This is a genomic window from Methylobacterium sp. J-090 (assembly GCF_022829345.1).
In the GTDB taxonomy this organism is placed as follows: domain Bacteria; phylum Pseudomonadota; class Alphaproteobacteria; order Rhizobiales; family Beijerinckiaceae; genus Methylobacterium.
Window position 1 is genome coordinate 1 of the sequence record NZ_JAKSXV010000066.1, and the last position, 15,776, is coordinate 15,776.

Sequence of the window (15,776 nt, forward strand, 5' to 3'; positions counted from 1 at the left end):
GCGCGGGCCGTACTTGTCGACGAACCAGCCCTCGACGGGCACGAGCCAGGTCTCGAACAGGACGAACAGGGTGAAGGCCCACTGGATCGCGGCGCGGTCGAAGCCGAACTTCTTCTGGATGTCGGGCACGAAGAACGTCCACCCGTACTGGAGGTTGGCGATCATCACCATGCAGATCACACCGATGACCAGCTGGCCCCAGCGACCGAACGGGGGCGTGGCGACCGTGGCCGATGCGGCGTCGATGGTCCCACCGGGGACGGGCGCAGCGGTGCGCGCGGTCATGGCGTTGTCCTTGAATCAACTTTTGGTAATGCCCGCTGGTTCTAGCCGCAATTATTTTGAATTCAAGCAGCTTTGCCGTGACTTTGACCGGCCTTCATCTGCGAAAATTTTGCGGCATAGGCAGAAAAATTTTTAGACGAGGGTCTTTGTTCCTGGGTTGCCCCCGGCTGATCTTGCGGTGCAGCACGTCGATCTTGCGATGCAACAAGGTCGGCGCGGCCGGACTGCCGAACCTCCCGGAAGCGGAACATTCCTGCGCCCCGCACCGTTGCGCTTGACCCATGGCGGTCGGTCGCTTCCGGCGACCGCGAGCCTATCGAGGAGAGTTCGATGAGCAGCACGACGGACAAGATCAAGGGTCTGGCCAACGAGGCCGTCGGCAACATCAAGCAGGGCGTCGGCTCCGTCACGGGCAACGAGAAGCTTCAGGCCGAGGGCAAGGCCCAGGAACTGAAGGGCGAGGCCCAGAAGACCGTCGGCGACGCCAAGGACGGCATCAAGAACGCGGCCCAGAGCGCGGCCGATGCCGTGAAGAAGATCTGACATCGACCGCCGACGCGACCGGCACGGGTCACACGAGGTTCGAGCCGCATGAGGTTCGGGGCGGCGGATATCGGGTCCGCCGCCGGATCGAGAACGAGCGAGGTTTCAGGATGAACAGGGATCAGATCGAGGGCGGTCTGCGCAACCTGCGCGGCCGGGGACGCACCGCCCTGGGCGCCGTGACCGGCCGCCCGCGCCAGCAGATCGACGGTGCGGTGGATCAGGTCGCCGGAGCACTCCAGCACGGCTATGGCCGCGCCCGCGAGACGGCGGATGGCCTGCATCGCGACGGGACCCAGTTCATCGACGAGGCCCGCACCAGGGGCCGGGCCATCGCGGGCGATGTCCAGGACCGGGCGGAGGACCTGCACCGGCGCGGGCTGGACTATCGCGACGAAGCCGTCCGGCGGGGTCGGGACGTGGTCGCGCGTGCCGACGACAACCGGGGCACGACGCTCCTGATGGTGGCGGCGGCGGCCTTCGCCACCGGCTGGCTCATGCGCCGGACGCGATGAACCGCGTTTGGGGCGCGGTAGCGCCGGCGACGGGCCCCTGGCGCGCTCTCGAAGCCGGTCGGCCGGCCTTGGCCGCGTAGAGCGCCGCATCGGCCCGTGCGAGGATATCCTCCGGGGTCGAGAGGCCCGGGGAGCAGCGGGTCATCCCCAGGCTGGCGGAGACCATCACGGCGGTGCCGCACAATTCGAAGGGCTCCGTGAGGCTGGAGCGCACGGCGTCGGCGACGGATGGGAGGGTCGAGCCCGCACCATCCCCGGTCACCAGCACGAACTCGTCGCCGCCGAGGCGGAATGCCTGCGCCCGCGCCGCCGCTGCGAGGCAGGCGAAGCGGGCGGCCAGAAGGGTCAGCAGCAGATCGCCCGCGCCGTGCCCGAGCGTGTCGTTGATCGGTTTGAAGTCGTCGAGATCGAGCAGGATCACGCCGAAATCCGGACCGGCGGAATCGGCCAGCGCCGCGAGAAGCCGCTCGCGCAGGGCGAGCCGGTTTCCCAGTCCCGTGAGGTCGTCCCGGCGGGCCAGGCGATGCAGCCAGGCCCGTTCCGCCTCCTGGGTGGTGACGTCCCGGTCAATGCCGCGATACCCCACCAGTTCCCCGTCATCGAGGAGCGGCACGCCGCTCGTCTCGAGGACGACGATGCGTCCATCCCGGTGGATATTGTGATTGATGAGGCCGGCGAAAGCCCGCTTCTCGCGGACGATGTCCGAGAAGGCGGCCGCCACCCGGACGGCCTCGTCCGGCGGCATGAAATCGAACGGCGTCCGTCCCAGGATCTCGCTCGGCTCGTAGCCGAGGATGACCAGGGAATGACGCGAGGCGTAGGTGTAGCGTCCCTGGGCATCGACTTCCCAGATCCAGTCGGAATTGGTGTCGAGCATCGCGCGCAGGCGCGCGATCTCCTGCAGCATCCGTTCGGTGCCGGCGGGCGTCTCCGCGAGGGCGCTGAGCCTCGGGCGTCGATCGCTCCGACCCGGGGCGGACCCGGGATTGCGTGGGCGGGGAGGCGGGCTCATGCAGGACCGGTCGTGACGTCGCGTTGGCGAAGACTAGGGCACGCGACCATAAGGGTTCGTTACGGTACGGATGGTTTTGCCGGATCGACCCGCCTCGCGCGCCGCGACGGGACCGTTGGAGACAGGCCAGATGCCCATCCGTCGATGGTCCGACCTCACCACCACCGACCTCCGGGGCCGGGACATGCGCCGGGCCATCGCGGTGCTGCCGGTGGCGGCCATCGAGCAGCACGGCCCGCACCTGCCCCTCTCCACCGACGTGGACATCGCCGAAGGCTACCTCGCCCGCCTCATGGCCCTGCCGGCCGACGGCCTCGACGCCCTGGTGCTGCCGGTGCAGGGGGTCGGCAAGTCCGACGAGCACGATGCCTTCCCCGGGACCTTGAGCCTCACCACCGCGACGGCGCTGGCCGCCTGGGGCGAGATCGGCGCCGGCGTTCACCGGGCCGGCTGCCACAAGCTCGTCCTCGTCACGTCCCATGGCGGCAACAGCGGCCTCATCGACCTCGTGGCGGCGGATCTGCGCGCGCGCTTCGGCATGGTCGCCGTCACCACCGCGTGGAGCCGCTTCGGCTATCCCGAGGGCCTGTTCCCCGAAGCCGAGATCCGGCACGGCATCCACGGCGGCGGCATCGAGACCGCCCTGATGCTGGCGCTCCGCCCCGAGCGCGTGCGGATCGACCGGATCGCCGACTTCACCCCGCGGACCCTGGCGATGGAGCGCGACTTCACCCACCTGCGCGCCGGGCGCCCGGCGGCCTTCGCCTGGAAGGCCGGCGACCTCAACCCGGCCGGCGCCATCGGCGACGCCCGCCTCGGGACGGCCGAGGCGGGGCACGCCGCCCTCGACCACGGCGCCCGCGCCTTCCTCGAACTCCTGCGCGACGTCGATCGTTTTTCCCTGTCGCCCTGACGCCGTCGAGGCCTCAGTCCTCGGGGTCCTCGGTGGCGGGGATGCGGGCCGGCCAGGTCACGATGCGGTCCAGGAGTTCGTCGGCGGTGAACTCCTCCTCGTTGCCCGAGACGCGGCCCCGGATGGAGATGCCGGCTTCGTGGACGCTCGCCGCCCGGCCGCTCACGAGGGGATGCCAGTCGGGCAGGTCCTGGCCGTCGCGCACGAGGCGGTAGCCGCAGGTCGGCGGCAGCCACGGGATCGTGCGCACGGCCTCCGGCGTCAGGCGCACGCAATCGGGCACCCGCTTCTGGCGGCGCGGGTAGTCCCGGCAATGGCAGCCGTGCCCGTCCAGCAGGGTACAGCCCACATCGGTGTGGTAGACCTCGCCGGTGTCCTCGTCCTCGAGCTTGAGGAGGCAGCAGCGGCCGCAGCCGTCGCACAGGCTCTCCCACTCGGACGGCGACATCGTGTCCAGGCTCTTGGTGCGCCAGAACGGTTCGGTGGAGGCCGGCGGCCCGGACGGGCGTGCGGCCGTGCGATCCCGCATTCGGGAACCCCGGTTCAAGGTATGGAGCGATGGGACGGGCGAACCTTTCCCTTGCCGCAAGGCGCCCCGATGGGCAAGCGCCACCGACGCGCCCCAATCCGGCGTCAAGGTTAATCCGATCTTAATCCGCCGCGCGGGGCGCCGGGCGCGTTGCCCGTGGTATCGGGAGTCTCGCGAACCGGCGCGGAGCTTGATACACTGAACGCCGCGGCGCGGGCCGGGTCGGATCGCCCTCCAGGAACATGAAGAACAGATCGTGCGCCTGCCCAACGCCACCTCCCTGACGACCCGGATCAAGCGCGCGGCCCTGGCCTTCGACGCCTGGGTGAATGCGGGCCTCTACGACAGCGGGCGTTCCGCCGGCGAGACCTACGAGCGCTTCCAGGAGCGCATGAACGTGTTCTCCGTGCGGGGCTGGAAGCGCGGCGCCCTCGATCTGACCAGCGAGGCGGTGACGCTGGGCACCGGCGGCGCGATCGTGATGCTGATGCTCGCCCAGCCCGCCTTCAACCAGACCAGCGACAATTGGCTGAAGGCCCAGGATCTCGCCGTCACCTTCCTGGACCGCTACGGCAACGAGGTCGGCCGGCGCGGGATCAAGCACGACGACTCGCTCAAGCTCGACGACTTTCCCGACATCATGATCAAGGCCCTGGTCTCGACGGAGGACCGGCGCTTCTACGAGCATTGGGGCATCGACCCCATCGGCACCCTGCGCGCCCTCGTGTCGAATTCGCGCGGCGGCGGCAACACCCAGGGCGGTTCCTCGATCACGCAGCAGCTCGCCAAGAACCTGTTCCTGACCAACGAGCGCTCCCTCGAGCGCAAGGTCAACGAGGCGTTCCTGGCCCTGTGGCTGGAGAGCCATCTCACCAAGAACGAGATCCTGAAGCTCTACCTCGACCGGGCCTATATGGGCGGGGGCACCTTCGGGGCCGTCGCGGCGGCCGACTATTATTTCGGCAAGCCGCTCAAGGACATCTCGCTCGCCGAGGCCGCCATGCTCGCCGGCCTGTTCAAGGCGCCGACGAAATACGCGCCCCACGTCAACCTGCCGGCGGCCCGCTCCCGCGCCGTCGACGTGCTGCACAACATGGTCGAGGCCGGCTTCGTCACGGAAGGGCAGATCCAGACCGCCCTGCGCAATCCCGCGACGCCGGTGACCCGCACCCGCGACATCACGGCGGATTACTACCTCGACTGGGCGTTCGGCGAGATCAAGGGCATGGCCGATGCGGGCCGCTTCCGCAGCGACCGCGTGCTGACGGTCAAGACGCCCCTCGACCTGACCATCCAGAAGCGCGCCGACGAGGTGATTCAGAACACCCTGCGCCGCTACGGCGACCAGTACGAGGTCGACGAGGCCGCCATGGTGATCCTCGATCCCGACGGGGCGCTCCGCGCCATGGTGGGCGGGGCCGATTACGGCGAGAGCCAGTTCAACCGCGCCACCGACGCCCTGCGCCAGCCCGGCTCCTCGTTCAAGCCCTACGTCTACGCCGCCGGCCTCACCTCGGGTCTGTACCGTCCCGACACCCGCGTGGTCGATCGCCCGGTCTGCATCGGCAACTGGTGCCCGCAGAATTACGGCCGCTCGTTCTCGGGGGCGACGACCCTCACGGTGGCGGTGGCCAAATCCATCAACACGATCCCGATCCAGATCTCCATCGCGCTCGGCAAGGCCATGGGCATCTCCCACGAGGCCCGCGCGGCCAAGGCCGGGCGCGACAAGATCGTCGACACGGCCCATCGCATGGGCATCACCACCCCGCTCGCCGACACGCCCTCGCTGCCCATCGGCTCGGCCGAGGTCAACGTCATCGACCAGGCCGCCGCCTACGCGGTGTTCGCCAATGGCGGGCGCAAGGCCAAGCCCTACGCCGCCATGGAGGTGAAGAACTCGTCCGGCGAGGTGATCTACCGCCACGCCGACGAGCGGGTCGAGCAGGTGCTGTCGACCCAGGTGGTCGCCGACATGAACTACATGCTCACCAAGGTGGTGGAGGAGGGCACCGGCAGGCGCGCCCAGCTCGAGGGCATCAAGGTCGCGGGCAAGTCCGGCACCACGAACGCCTACCGCGATGCGTGGTTCGTGGCCTATACGGGCAACTACGTCGGCTCCGTCTGGTTCGGCAACGACGACCACACCTCGACCAACAAGATGACCGGCGGCTCGCTCCCCGCCATGGCCTGGCACGACGTGATGGAGACCGCCCACCAGGGCATCGAGCTCAAGGCCATGCCGGGCCTCAAGGAGGTCGGCCGCGCCGTGGCCCAGACCCCGGCCGCCGCCCCGGTCAACCCGGCGGCGAGTGCGGCCGGAAAGCTGTCGCGGCGCTCCTTCGAGGTGATCGGCGGCGTCAACGGCCTGTTCCGCACCGTCGAGGCCAGCGGCGTGGCGCCGCGCCCGGCCGGTGATGTCGCCGACGGGACCAGCCCCGCCGCCGGCCGCATCGCCACCCCGTGAGCGTGAAGGCGTTGGTCGTATGAGAGCCGCCGACATGGCCGCGCCCGTGCGCGCGGAATCCCACGCGGGCGCCGGCGCCGGTGTGCCGACCGCCGCGGCGCGCGTGGCCGGCGCCGTGCGCGAGGCCGTGCGCCGGGCCTCCACCGTCAGCCTCGTCCTCTACGCCCTGGCGCTCGGGGCGGGGCTCGGGCTCGCCACCGCCGACTACGCCACGCGGGGCGGGTACCCGTTCGGCGGCGTCGCCGTCGGAGCCTGGACGGCGTGGCCGCGCACCGGCTCCGTGGGGGCGGACCCCTATGCGCGGGCGGTGAACGCCCGCCGCGGCGAGATTCCGCTCGCCATCGGCGAGGGCATGCTGCTCACCGCCGCCCAGGACGACGAGGGCCGGATGCTCGACGCCACCTGCACCTACGCCATCGCGGGCATCACCCCGCCGGCGCGGGCCTGGACGGTGACGGTCGCCGGACGCGGCCCGCGCGACCCGGACCGCACCATCGTGCGCGAGGGCTACACCTCGACGGAGACCCTGCGCGAGCGCGACGGGCGCTTCGTCATCACCCTCTCGCCCGAGGTCCAGGCCGGCAACTGGCTGCCGATGCCGCGGGCGAGCGGCCCCGTGCGCCTGGCGCTGCGCCTCTACGATACGCCTGTGGCCGCGAGCGCCGGTACCCTCGACCGCACGGCCGTGCCGGCCATCACCCGTACGGGATGCGCCGCGTGACGCCCCGGGGCCGCTTCCTCCTCGCCACCCTGGCGGGCCTCGTCCTGGCGGGCCTCGTCCATATCGGCGTGGTCCTCCTCATCCCGCGCCTGTCGGAGACCGACGCCCTGTCGCGCGCCCGCACCGGCGAGAGCCTCGATCACGCCATGCCGGTCTACACCCTGGTCACCGGCGACGGCCCGGCGCCGCCCGAAGCCTGGCTGCCCATCCCGGATCCGGCGGTGGCGGTCGGCATCTGCGCCTACGACCTCGCCGACGGTCCCATGCGGGTCTCGGCCCGCACCGGTCCCCTGATGCTGTCCCTCGCGGTGCATGGGCGGCGCGGCGCCTTCTACGCCGTCACCGACCAGGCGGCCGTGCGCGGCGCCCTCGACCTCGTGGTGCTGACCCGCGCCCAGTACGACGAGGCCCTCGCCAACGCCGACGAGAACGACGTGAGCCGCGACGTCCGCATCGTCGCGCCCGACCTCAGGGGCTACGTGGTGGTCCGGGTGATCGCCGCCCTGCCGAGTCAGCGGCCCGCCGCCAACACGGCGGTCCAGGCCGTGTCCTGCACCGTGGACCTGCCGGCCGAGGACAAGGCGGGCGGCTGACCGGGATCGACCGGTTCCGGGCGGCGCGAGTCTTCAGATCTTCAATTCTTGGCGACGATGGGCCGGGCCGGGATGGCCCCGGCCGCGTCCATCGCTTCCCCCGCCGCGAAGCCGCACCGGCCCTCCGCTTCGAGGGGGACCAGGGACGCGAGGATCGGCGTGCGCTCCGCCAGGGCTCGGAGCACGCGATCGACGAGGGCCGCCTCCGGCGAGGGGACGGCGACGAGGAGGTGGTCGAGGGCGTAGCGGTAGCGCGTGAGGCGCAGATCGGTCTCGATCCGGACCCAGGCGACGAGGCAGCGGTTCTCGGCCACCCGCATGGCGGCGTGGCGCACGTCGCGGTCGTCGAGGGTCTTGGAAAAGGGCAGGCTGCGCAGGCGCAGGGCATCCGCCTGGATCACCCGGGCGGCGGTGGCGGCGAAGACCGGCAGCAGGCGTGCATCCGCACCGATATCCTCGGACAGCCGATGATAGCGGGATACGGGCGAGCGGAACGGGCCGTCCATGAGGGCGGCGTAATAGGCCTCCGGCGCGTCGGGCCGCCAGGAGGCCGGCAGCACCCGGCTGCGGGTGAGGTTGGCCAGGATGTCCGTGAAGGCCTCGCGTCCGCCCGACGGCATCAGGAAGCGCCAGGCGCGGTCGCGCAGGGTGCCCTCGTCGTCCGTGAGGGGATAGGCCGAGGCCGGCTCCCCCCGCTCCCGCGCCGCCAGGGTCCCGGTGGTCTCGATCAGGCCGTTCCAGGCCCCCGGCTTCGGGCGGCCGAAATCGCCCTGCTGCGCGCAACCGGCGGTGAGCGCCAGGATCGCGGCCAGGATCGTGGTCGTCGGGAGGGCGGTGGCGGCCGGTCGCGGCATCATCGTATCCGGTCGTCGGAAAGGCCTCGGCGGAGCCCGCGTGACGGACGCGGCGGAGACGGGATCAGGAGCGCCGCCGCAGGCGGGGCGCGCGCTTGTCCGGCTCGGCCGGCTTCTCCGGTTCAGCCATGCGCTCGTAGCGGATGCCGGTGAACAGCAGGATCGCCCCGCGCGGGTCCCGCACCGTGTCGTCGGTGCGACGGAAGCGGCGGCGGCCCTCCGCCGGGAAGGTCACGACGGTGGCCGTCGGACGCTCGGGACCTCCCGTATCTGGTGACCTGTCGAGGTTCATCGGCTGCGATCCCGTCCCATTGTTCTCGTGCGTCACGGACTTGCCCATGGGCTCGCCCGGCGCCGTCTCGGCCGCGGGGACGGGCCTGACAAGGGCCGTCCGTTCGCGGTGCTGACGGCGAGATCATCACGGGGTGGTTAACGGATTGTTGCGGACGGGTGCCGCGAGGCGCACCCGGGACCATCCGGGCGACGCCCCGCCGAGCGGGACCGTCCGGTGTGACAAAGGTGTCACGCCGGACGAGAAATCTCTGGCGCATGGATTGCTAGGGTCTCGTCGCCCATGGCGGGCAATCCCTCCCTTGAACTCGGCCCCGCTCGCTCGCGCGAGCGGGGTTTTTTTCCGGCCGACCGGAGGAGGCCGGAGTGCCGCCCGACTGTCGCGGGAACAAGCGTGGGCTTTCGCGCGCTTGCTAAGCGCCGGGGCGGCCCGATATGCCCCAGTCAATCTTTCTCCGAACGCAAGGACACCGCAGGATGCGCGTGGTTACGTCACGACCCTTGAGCCTCTCGACGGCCCTGAAGATCGCGCCGCTCGCCCTGATGCTGCTGGCGACCGGTCCGGCTCAGGCCCAGCGCGAGGACCAGGGCTTGCAGCTCGGCTGCGCCAACGACTATTTCCGCCTCTGTGCCGGTGTCGATCCCAACAGCCAGGACGCCGACCGCTGCATGGAGCGCAACCGTGCCCGCCTGTCGCCCGAGTGCAAGGCCGCCATCGGTGACTACGACAAGCGCACCGGCGGCAAGTCGCAGAAGTAGGCCTCCTGGGCGGCTCTCGGGCATTTCCTGAACTTGCAAGAGGCTTGAGAGCCATGGCCCTAACCGTCGCAGTCCAGATGGATTCCATCCGGGCGATCCGCATCGCCGGTGACACCACCTTCGCCCTGCTGCTCGAAGCGCAGGCGCGGGGGCACCGGCTCCTGCACTACACCCCCGACCGGCTGTCCCTGCAGAACGGCCGGGTCACCGCACGGGTGGAGACCCTGACCGTACAGGATGTCGAGGGCGCGCATGCCGTCCTCGGCGCGCCCGACCGCATCGACCTGTCGGAGGCGGACGTGGTGCTCATGCGCCAGGACCCGCCCTTCGACATGGCCTACATCACCGCCACCCACATGCTGGAGCGGCTGCCGGCCTCGACCCTGGTCGTGAACAACCCGGCCGAGGTCCGCAACGCGCCCGAAAAACTGTTCGTCCTCGACTTCCCCGCCCTGATGCCCCCGACCCTCATCACCCGCGACAAGGCGGAGATCGAGGCGTTCCGGGCCGAGCACGGCGCCGTCGTCATGAAGCCGCTCCACGGCCACGGCGGCGCGGCGGTGTTCCGGGTGCTGCCGGAGGACGCCAATTTCGGCTCGATGTTCGACCTGTTCTCGGTGACGTTCCGGGAACAGTGGGTGGTGCAGCGCTTCCTCCCCCGGATCACCGAGGGCGACAAGCGCATCATCCTCGTCGACGGCGAGCCCCTGGGCGCCATCAACCGGGTGCCGGCCCTGAACGACATCCGCTCGAACATGGTGCGGGGCGGGGCGGCCGCGGCGTCCGATCTCACGCCGCGCGAGCGCGAGATCTGCGCCACCATCGGCCCGGAGCTGCGCCGGCGCGGCTTGATCCTCGTCGGCATCGACGTGATCGACGGCAACCTCACCGAGATCAACGTCACGTCGCCCACGGGCATCCGGGCGATCAAGCGCCTCGGGGGTCCCGATCTGGCGGTGTCCGTGTGGGACGCCATCGAGGCCCGGGTGAGCACGGTGCTCTCCGCCTAGGGCGTCGGCCCGAACGGTGGAGACCGGCTTTCGGGACGACGCTCCCGTTCACCGCTCGGCGCGCGGCGTCGCGTTGAGCTCGGCCCAGTCGAACTCCTCCTCCAGGACGTAGTAGGCGTCGTCGCCGATCTCGCCGGAGCGGCGCAGGGCCAGCACCCGGTCGCGGGCGGCCTCGATGGTGCCGCGCCGCGCGGCGTCGGCCGGCAGGGTCTCGGAGGCGAACCCGTCCTCTTCCTTGCCGGCCTGGTCGAGGGCCGCGCGGAATTCGTCCCGCAGGGCGTCCACGTGGGCGCCGGTCTCGCCCTCGAGGCTGTGGAGCGCCGCGCCGTAGGCCTGCGTGCGACCGTACCCGATCTCGCGGCCCACGGGATCGTCGTCCTTGAGGCCGAGGCGCCCCAGCAGCGGACGCAGGGTCAGGCCCTGGACCGTGAGGGTGCCGATGATGACGCAGAAGGCCGTGAGCACGATGAGGTCGCGGTAGGGAAACCCGGGATCGCCCTCGGGCAGGGCCAGCGCCGTCGCGATGGTGACGATGCCGCGCATGCCGGCCCACGCCACCGCCGTCGCCGCGCCCGGGCCGCTGTCGTCGCTGGTCTCGCCCCGTGCGCCCAAGCGTGAAAAGTGGTTGGCCGACAGCACCCAGACGATGCGGACCACCACCACGGTGAGGAACACCGCCCCGCCCACCAGGGCGTAGGAGATCTGCTGCTCCCGGGTCAGCCGTTCGAGGATCGGGCCGATCTGCAGGCCGATGAGCACGAAGGCGAGCACGTTGAGGACGAACACCGCCGTGTCCCACACGGCGTAGGAGACGATGCGGGTGCGCGGCGGCGTGCGCCCGGCCGTGAGCCGCGCGGCCGTGATGGCGAAGGTGACCACGGTCAGCACGCCCGACAGGTGGACGTGCTCGGCCCCGATCCAGATGCCGAAGGCCGCGACGAACTGCAGGACGATGACGCTCGGCGCGTCCGTGACCGGCCGCATGGCCCGCGTGTAGGCGAAGGCCAGGACGGGGCCGACGACGAGGCTCCCGAGGATGCCGACGAGGAAGGCCGGGCCGATCTCGGCCAGCGAGAAGGTCCCGGTCACGGCGGCCGTGACGCCGAGGCGATAGATCAGGAGAGAGCCCGCGTCGTTGAGCAGGCTCTCCCCGCGGAGGATGGTGGTGAGGCGGTGCGGCAGCTCGACGTGGCGCAGCACCGAGAGCGCCGCCACGGCATCGGGTGGGGCGACGATGGCGCCGAGCACGATGGCGGCCGCGATGGGCATGTCGGGCACGAGGAGCTTGGCCACCAGGGCTACCGCCAGGGTCGAGGCGACCACGGCGCCGAGCGCCAGGCCGGCGATGGGGCGCCAATGGGTCCGCAGGTCCCGGAGCGAGGTGGCGTAGCCGGCGTCCAGCAGGACGGGGGCGAGGAACAGGGCGAGCGCCAGTTCCGGGTCGAGGACGAGGTTCGGCACCGCCGGGACGAAGGCCAGGGCGATGCCGCCCAGTGCCAGGAATACCGGGTAGGGTGCGCCCACCCGCCGCGCGACGGCGGCCAACAGGACGGCGCCGAACAGGACGCCGACGATCCACTCGAAAATCATCATGTGGAAGGGGAGATAGGGCCGGCGCGCCCGAAACGCAGATCTCCCCTTCGCCGATCAGTCCCGCCGGTCAGTCCCGCGTCGTCGAGACCGACAGGTCCGGCTTGTGGTTCAGGGTCTGGAACACCACGCAGTAGCGCTCCGTCAGCTTGAGGAGCTGGTCGAGCTTGTCCTGGGGGGCGTCGGTGTCGAGGGCGAAGGCGAGACGGATCGCCCGGAAGCCCACGGGGGCTGCCTTGTCGACGCCGAGCGTGCCCCGGAAGTCGAGGTCGCCCTCGGCGCTCACGGTGCCGGCGCGGAGCTCGATTTCGAGGGCGGTCGCCACCGCCTTCAGGGTGACGCCGGCGCAGGCGACGAGGGCCTCCAGCAGCATGTCGCCCGAACAGAGTTCGGCGCCGGACCCTCCCGTCGCCGGGTGCAGGCCGGCCACCGCCAGGGCCCGGCCGGTCTCGACCTTGCAGGCGATGGACGTGTCGTCGAGGCTGCCCCTGGCGCGCAGGGTCACCAGAGCGGAGTCGGCGTCGGTGCGGTACTGATCCTTCAGCGGAGCCTGGAGCGAGCGCAGGGCCGACGAGTCCATGGGCGTTTCCTCGTGTGTTTTATGGGGGTTGGTCGCGAACCTAGCGCCTTCGGGCGGCGGCTGCCAGATCGGTCGAATGCGCCGCCGGCCGGTCCGGAACGGGCCTGCGGACGGGGTTTCGCCCCGCGCGGGCCCGATGCCACGACATTCCTGGCCCGGAAGGGCCGCCGTTCGGGTGCCGGGCACGATTCCCGTCGACCTCGGGGGGGTGAGGGGGCCCCTGGCGCCGATCCGCCAACATGCTAACGGGGTTGACTATGTTCGACGCCGTTGCCGCCCTCGCCGATGTCCTCGAGAATCTCGACCGCGACGCCCGGGAGGCGACGCGCCTGCGGGCCGTCCTCGTGCCGGAGCTGCGGCGGGTGATGGAGCTCGGCCGGGCCGATGCCGAGGCCCGGCTCATGGAGGAGCGCGACGGCCTCGCCTGCGCCCGGCGCCTGAGCGACCTCACGGATGCGGTGATCCGCACCATTCACGATGCCGTGGTCTGGCGGCTCTATCCCAACGACAACCCGTCCACGGGCGAGCAACTCGCCGTAGTCGCCACCGGGGGCTACGGCCGGGGCACCATGGCGCCGGGCTCCGACATCGATCTCCTGTTCCTGCTGCCCTACAAGCAGACGGCCTGGTCCGAGAGCGTCGTCGAGGCGATGCTCTACGTGCTGTGGGACCTGAAACTGAAGGTCGGCCACGCCACGCGCTCCGTGGAGGAGTGCCTGCGCGAGGGCCGCGCCGACATGACCATCCGCACCTCGCTGCTGGAAGCGCGGTTCCTGTTCGGCACCCGGGCGCTCTACGAGGAGCTCGTCACCCGCTTCGATACCGAACTCGTGATGTGGACGGCGCCCGAATTCGTCGAGGCGAAACTGCGCGAGCGCGACACCCGCGTCACCAAGGCCGGCGCCTCGCGCTACCTCGTCGAGCCCAACGTCAAGGACGGCAAGGGCGGCCTGCGCGACCTCAACACCCTGTTCTGGATCGCGAAATACACCTACCGGGTCCGCGACCAGAGCGAACTCGTGCCCGCCGGCCTGTTCACCCCGGAGGAGTACCGGGTGTTCGAGCGCTGCGAGGAATTGCTGTGGCGGGTGCGCTGCCACATGCACTTCATCACCGGCCGCTCCGAGGAGCGCCTGTCGTTCGGGCTGCAGCCGAAGGTCGCCGAGCGCTTCGGCTACGAGGCGCGCGGCGGCCTGTCCGGCGTCGAGCGCTTCATGAAGGCGTATTTCCTCATCGCCAAGGAGGTCGGCGACCTCACCGCCATCGTGTGCGCGGCGCTCGAGGCCCGCCACGCCAAGCGCACCCCGGTCCTCGACCGCTGGATCGGCCGCTTTCGCGATCGCTTCCGCGCCACCGCCATCGAGGCGGAGGATTTCGTCGACGATCACGGCCGGATCAACCTGCGCGACGGCGACGTCTTCGTGAAGGACCCGGTGAACCTGATCCGGCTGTTCTGGCTCGCCGACCGCCACAACCTGCCGATCCACCCGGACGCGACGCGCGTGGCCAACCGGTCCTTGCGCCTCATTGGCCATTCGCTCCGGTCCGACGAGGAGGCCAACCGGCTGTTCCTCGACATCCTCACGTCCAAGAACTCGCCCGAGACCATCCTGCGCCTGATGAACGAGGCCGGTGTGCTCGGCCGGTTCATCCCGGATTTCGGCCGCATCGTCGCGATGATGCAGTTCAACATGTATCATCACTTCACCGTGGACGAGCACCTCCTGCGCGCGCTCGGTGTCCTCACCGCCATCGAGTCCGGGCGGACGGAGGAGGACCATCCCCTGGCGAGCCGGCTCATCGACTCGATCTCCAACCGGCGGGCCCTGTTCGTGGCCGTGCTGCTGCACGACATCGCCAAGGGCCGGCCGGAGGACCATTCCATCGCGGGGGCGGCCATCTCCGAGAAGCTCGGGCCGCGCTTCGGCCTCAAGCCCGCCGAGACCGAGACGGTGGCCTGGCTGGTGGAGCACCACCTGCTCATGTCGATGACGGCCCAGAGCCGCGATCTGTCCGACCCGAAGACCATCGAGAAGTTCGCCGGCATCGTGCAGACCCTGGAGCGGCTGAAGCTCCTGATGATCCTCACCGTGGCCGATATCCGCGCCGTGGGGCCGGGCGTGTGGACCGCGTGGAAGGGCACGCTGCTGCGCACCCTCTACGACGAGACCGAGGTGGTGCTCTCCGGCGGCCATTCCGAGATCGCCCGCACGGACCGGGTCCGGATGATCCAGATGGGCCTGCGCGAGCAGCTCGCCGACTGGGAGTCCGACGCGTTCGACGCCTATGCCGGGCGCCACAACCAGGCCTACTGGCTGAAGGTGGACGCCACCCGCCAGTTCAAGCATGCGGGCTTCCTGAAGACCCTCACGGCGGAGGGGCGCACCGTCGCCACCGCCGACGAGACCGACCCCGTGCGGGGCATCACCGAGCTGACGATCTACTCGCCCGACCATCCGCGCCTGCTCGCCATCGTCACCGGGGCCTGCGCGGCACTCGGCGGCAACATCGTCGACGCGCAGATCTTCACCACCACGGACGGTTTCGCCCTCGATTCGATCCTGCTGTCGCGGGCGTTCGAGCGGGACGAGGACGAATTGCGCCGGGCCAAGCGCATCACCACGGCCATCGAGCGGGCCCTGCGCGGCGAGATCCGCATCGCCGATCTCGTGGCCGACCGGCATCCGCCGGACAAGCGCACGCCGACCTTCCTCGTGCCGCCGGACATGTCCATCGACAACGCCCTGTCGAGCCGCGAGACGGTGATCGAGATCACCGGTCTCGACCGACCGGGCCTGCTCTACGAACTGACGGCGGCCCTCGGGCGGCTGAGCCTCAACATCACCTCGGCCCACGTGGCGACCTTCGGCGAACGGGCCGTGGACGTGTTCTACGTCACCGACCTCACCGGCACGCGGGTGACCCAGCCCGACCGGCAGGTGGCGATCCGCACCGCCGTCATGGAGGTGTTCGCCAGCGATGTCGCCGCCATGCGGGCGGAGGGGCTCGACGCCCTGCTCGAATCCCCCCCGCCCCGCGAGGCGTGAGCGTGCCGCGCGAAGCCTAACCGGGGCCTGCGCTTGATTTCACGGGCGCCCCGCCTGATATCAGCGC

Annotated in this window: 15 protein-coding genes and 1 pseudogene; 9 read left to right on the forward strand and 7 right to left on the reverse strand. The window is 70.7% G+C overall.

What is annotated here, in order from left to right:
• Positions 1-285, reverse strand: a pseudogene (locus MKK49_RS10215) (oxalate/formate MFS antiporter); the annotation flags it as partial.
• A gap of 330 nt (positions 286-615) precedes the next feature.
• Between MKK49_RS10215 and MKK49_RS10220 the strand changes: the two are divergent.
• Together MKK49_RS10220 and MKK49_RS10225 are read left to right on the forward strand one after the other, a co-directional pair.
• The gene (locus MKK49_RS10220) at positions 616-828 is read left to right on the forward strand and encodes a CsbD family protein (protein WP_056266563.1); all 213 of its coding nucleotides are present in this window, start codon (positions 616-618) and stop codon (positions 826-828) included.
• A 110-nt stretch (positions 829-938) separates the two neighbouring features.
• Complete coding sequence (locus MKK49_RS10225; RefSeq protein ID WP_244028127.1) at positions 939-1,343, forward strand: CsbD family protein; 405 nt, start codon at positions 939-941, stop codon at positions 1,341-1,343.
• Here the strand turns inward: MKK49_RS10225 and MKK49_RS10230 are convergent.
• Positions 1,324-2,250: a diguanylate cyclase domain-containing protein gene (locus MKK49_RS10230; protein ID WP_244028128.1), complete on the reverse strand. Its 927-nt coding sequence runs from the start codon at positions 2,248-2,250 to the stop codon at positions 1,324-1,326. The genes MKK49_RS10225 and MKK49_RS10230 overlap by 20 nt on opposite strands.
• A gap of 235 nt (positions 2,251-2,485) precedes the next feature.
• Here MKK49_RS10230 and MKK49_RS10235 point away from each other — a divergent pair, with 235 nt between their 5' ends.
• On the forward strand, positions 2,486-3,268 hold the full coding sequence (locus tag MKK49_RS10235) for a creatininase family protein (RefSeq protein ID WP_244028129.1): 783 nt from the start codon (positions 2,486-2,488) through the stop codon (positions 3,266-3,268).
• Between the two features lie 13 nt (positions 3,269-3,281).
• Here the strand turns inward: MKK49_RS10235 and MKK49_RS10240 are convergent, their stop codons facing one another.
• Positions 3,282-3,797: a YcgN family cysteine cluster protein gene (locus MKK49_RS10240; protein WP_244028130.1), complete on the reverse strand. Its 516-nt coding sequence runs from the start codon at positions 3,795-3,797 to the stop codon at positions 3,282-3,284.
• Between the two features lie 256 nt (positions 3,798-4,053).
• Between MKK49_RS10240 and MKK49_RS10245 the strand changes: the two genes are divergently transcribed.
• From MKK49_RS10245 to MKK49_RS10255, 3 genes are read left to right on the forward strand one after another with little or no spacing between them, the layout of a single operon-like run.
• On the forward strand, positions 4,054-6,264 hold the full coding sequence (locus MKK49_RS10245; RefSeq protein WP_244028131.1) for a transglycosylase domain-containing protein: 2,211 nt from the start codon (positions 4,054-4,056) through the stop codon (positions 6,262-6,264).
• Between the two features lie 34 nt (positions 6,265-6,298).
• Complete coding sequence (locus MKK49_RS10250; RefSeq protein WP_244028132.1) at positions 6,299-6,985, forward strand: DUF1214 domain-containing protein; 687 nt, start codon at positions 6,299-6,301, stop codon at positions 6,983-6,985.
• On the forward strand, positions 6,973-7,578 hold the full coding sequence (locus MKK49_RS10255) for a hypothetical protein (RefSeq protein WP_244028133.1): 606 nt from the start codon (positions 6,973-6,975) through the stop codon (positions 7,576-7,578). The genes MKK49_RS10250 and MKK49_RS10255 overlap by 13 nt, the downstream gene beginning before the upstream one ends.
• Before the next feature lie 41 nt (positions 7,579-7,619).
• On the opposite strand, the gene MKK49_RS10260 is transcribed toward MKK49_RS10255, so the two are convergent.
• Positions 7,620-8,435, reverse strand: coding sequence for a hypothetical protein (locus MKK49_RS10260; RefSeq protein ID WP_244028134.1), 816 nt, complete (start codon positions 8,433-8,435; stop codon positions 7,620-7,622).
• Positions 8,436-8,496: 61 nt separating this feature from the next.
• A complete protein-coding gene (locus MKK49_RS10265) occupies positions 8,497-8,772 on the reverse strand; it encodes a hypothetical protein (RefSeq protein ID WP_244028135.1) in 276 nt (91 codons plus the stop codon).
• A 428-nt stretch (positions 8,773-9,200) separates the two neighbouring features.
• On the opposite strand from MKK49_RS10265, the gene MKK49_RS10270 reads away from it, so the two are divergent.
• Together MKK49_RS10270 and gshB are read left to right on the forward strand one after the other, a co-directional pair.
• Positions 9,201-9,482, forward strand: a complete 282-nt coding sequence (locus tag MKK49_RS10270) for a hypothetical protein (protein WP_409565051.1) — start codon at positions 9,201-9,203, stop codon at positions 9,480-9,482.
• A gap of 53 nt (positions 9,483-9,535) precedes the next feature.
• Positions 9,536-10,492 (forward strand): glutathione synthase, encoded by a 957-nt coding sequence (gene gshB, locus MKK49_RS10275; protein WP_244028136.1) that lies wholly within the window; start codon positions 9,536-9,538, stop codon positions 10,490-10,492.
• A 48-nt stretch (positions 10,493-10,540) separates the two neighbouring features.
• On the opposite strand, the gene MKK49_RS10280 is transcribed toward gshB, so the two are convergent.
• Both MKK49_RS10280 and MKK49_RS10285 read right to left on the reverse strand, forming a co-directional pair.
• Positions 10,541-12,085 (reverse strand): cation:proton antiporter, encoded by a 1,545-nt coding sequence (locus MKK49_RS10280; RefSeq protein WP_244028137.1) that lies wholly within the window; start codon positions 12,083-12,085, stop codon positions 10,541-10,543.
• 67 nt (positions 12,086-12,152) lie between these two features.
• Positions 12,153-12,662 (reverse strand): OsmC family protein, encoded by a 510-nt coding sequence (locus MKK49_RS10285; protein ID WP_244028139.1) that lies wholly within the window; start codon positions 12,660-12,662, stop codon positions 12,153-12,155.
• 257 nt (positions 12,663-12,919) lie between these two features.
• Here MKK49_RS10285 and MKK49_RS10290 point away from each other — a divergent pair, with 257 nt between their 5' ends.
• Positions 12,920-15,709, forward strand: a complete 2,790-nt coding sequence (locus tag MKK49_RS10290; RefSeq protein WP_244028140.1) for a [protein-PII] uridylyltransferase — start codon at positions 12,920-12,922, stop codon at positions 15,707-15,709.
• The last annotated feature ends 67 nt before the right edge of the window (positions 15,710-15,776 follow it).

Bases quoted from the DNA above. Each gene is read 5' to 3' on its own strand.
- MKK49_RS10220 (WP_056266563.1), top strand. From the start codon at position 616: ATGAGCAGCACGACGGACAAGATCAAGGGTCTGGCCAACGAGGCCGTC.
- MKK49_RS10225 (WP_244028127.1), top strand. From the start codon at position 939: ATGAACAGGGATCAGATCGAGGGCGGTCTGCGCAACCTGCGCGGCCGG.
- MKK49_RS10230 (WP_244028128.1), bottom strand. From the start codon at position 2,250: ATGCTGCAGGAGATCGCGCGCCTGCGCGCGATGCTCGACACCAATTCC.
- MKK49_RS10235 (WP_244028129.1), top strand. From the start codon at position 2,486: ATGCCCATCCGTCGATGGTCCGACCTCACCACCACCGACCTCCGGGGC.
- MKK49_RS10240 (WP_244028130.1), bottom strand. From the start codon at position 3,797: ATGCGGGATCGCACGGCCGCACGCCCGTCCGGGCCGCCGGCCTCCACC.
- MKK49_RS10250 (WP_244028132.1), top strand. From the start codon at position 6,299: ATGGCCGCGCCCGTGCGCGCGGAATCCCACGCGGGCGCCGGCGCCGGT.
- MKK49_RS10255 (WP_244028133.1), top strand. From the start codon at position 6,973: ATGCGCCGCGTGACGCCCCGGGGCCGCTTCCTCCTCGCCACCCTGGCG.
- MKK49_RS10260 (WP_244028134.1), bottom strand. From the start codon at position 8,435: ATGATGCCGCGACCGGCCGCCACCGCCCTCCCGACGACCACGATCCTG.
- MKK49_RS10265 (WP_244028135.1), bottom strand. From the start codon at position 8,772: ATGGGCAAGTCCGTGACGCACGAGAACAATGGGACGGGATCGCAGCCG.
- MKK49_RS10270 (WP_409565051.1), top strand. From the start codon at position 9,201: ATGCGCGTGGTTACGTCACGACCCTTGAGCCTCTCGACGGCCCTGAAG.
- gshB (WP_244028136.1), top strand. From the start codon at position 9,536: ATGGCCCTAACCGTCGCAGTCCAGATGGATTCCATCCGGGCGATCCGC.
- MKK49_RS10280 (WP_244028137.1), bottom strand. From the start codon at position 12,085: ATGATGATTTTCGAGTGGATCGTCGGCGTCCTGTTCGGCGCCGTCCTG.
- MKK49_RS10285 (WP_244028139.1), bottom strand. From the start codon at position 12,662: ATGGACTCGTCGGCCCTGCGCTCGCTCCAGGCTCCGCTGAAGGATCAG.
- MKK49_RS10290 (WP_244028140.1), top strand. From the start codon at position 12,920: ATGTTCGACGCCGTTGCCGCCCTCGCCGATGTCCTCGAGAATCTCGAC.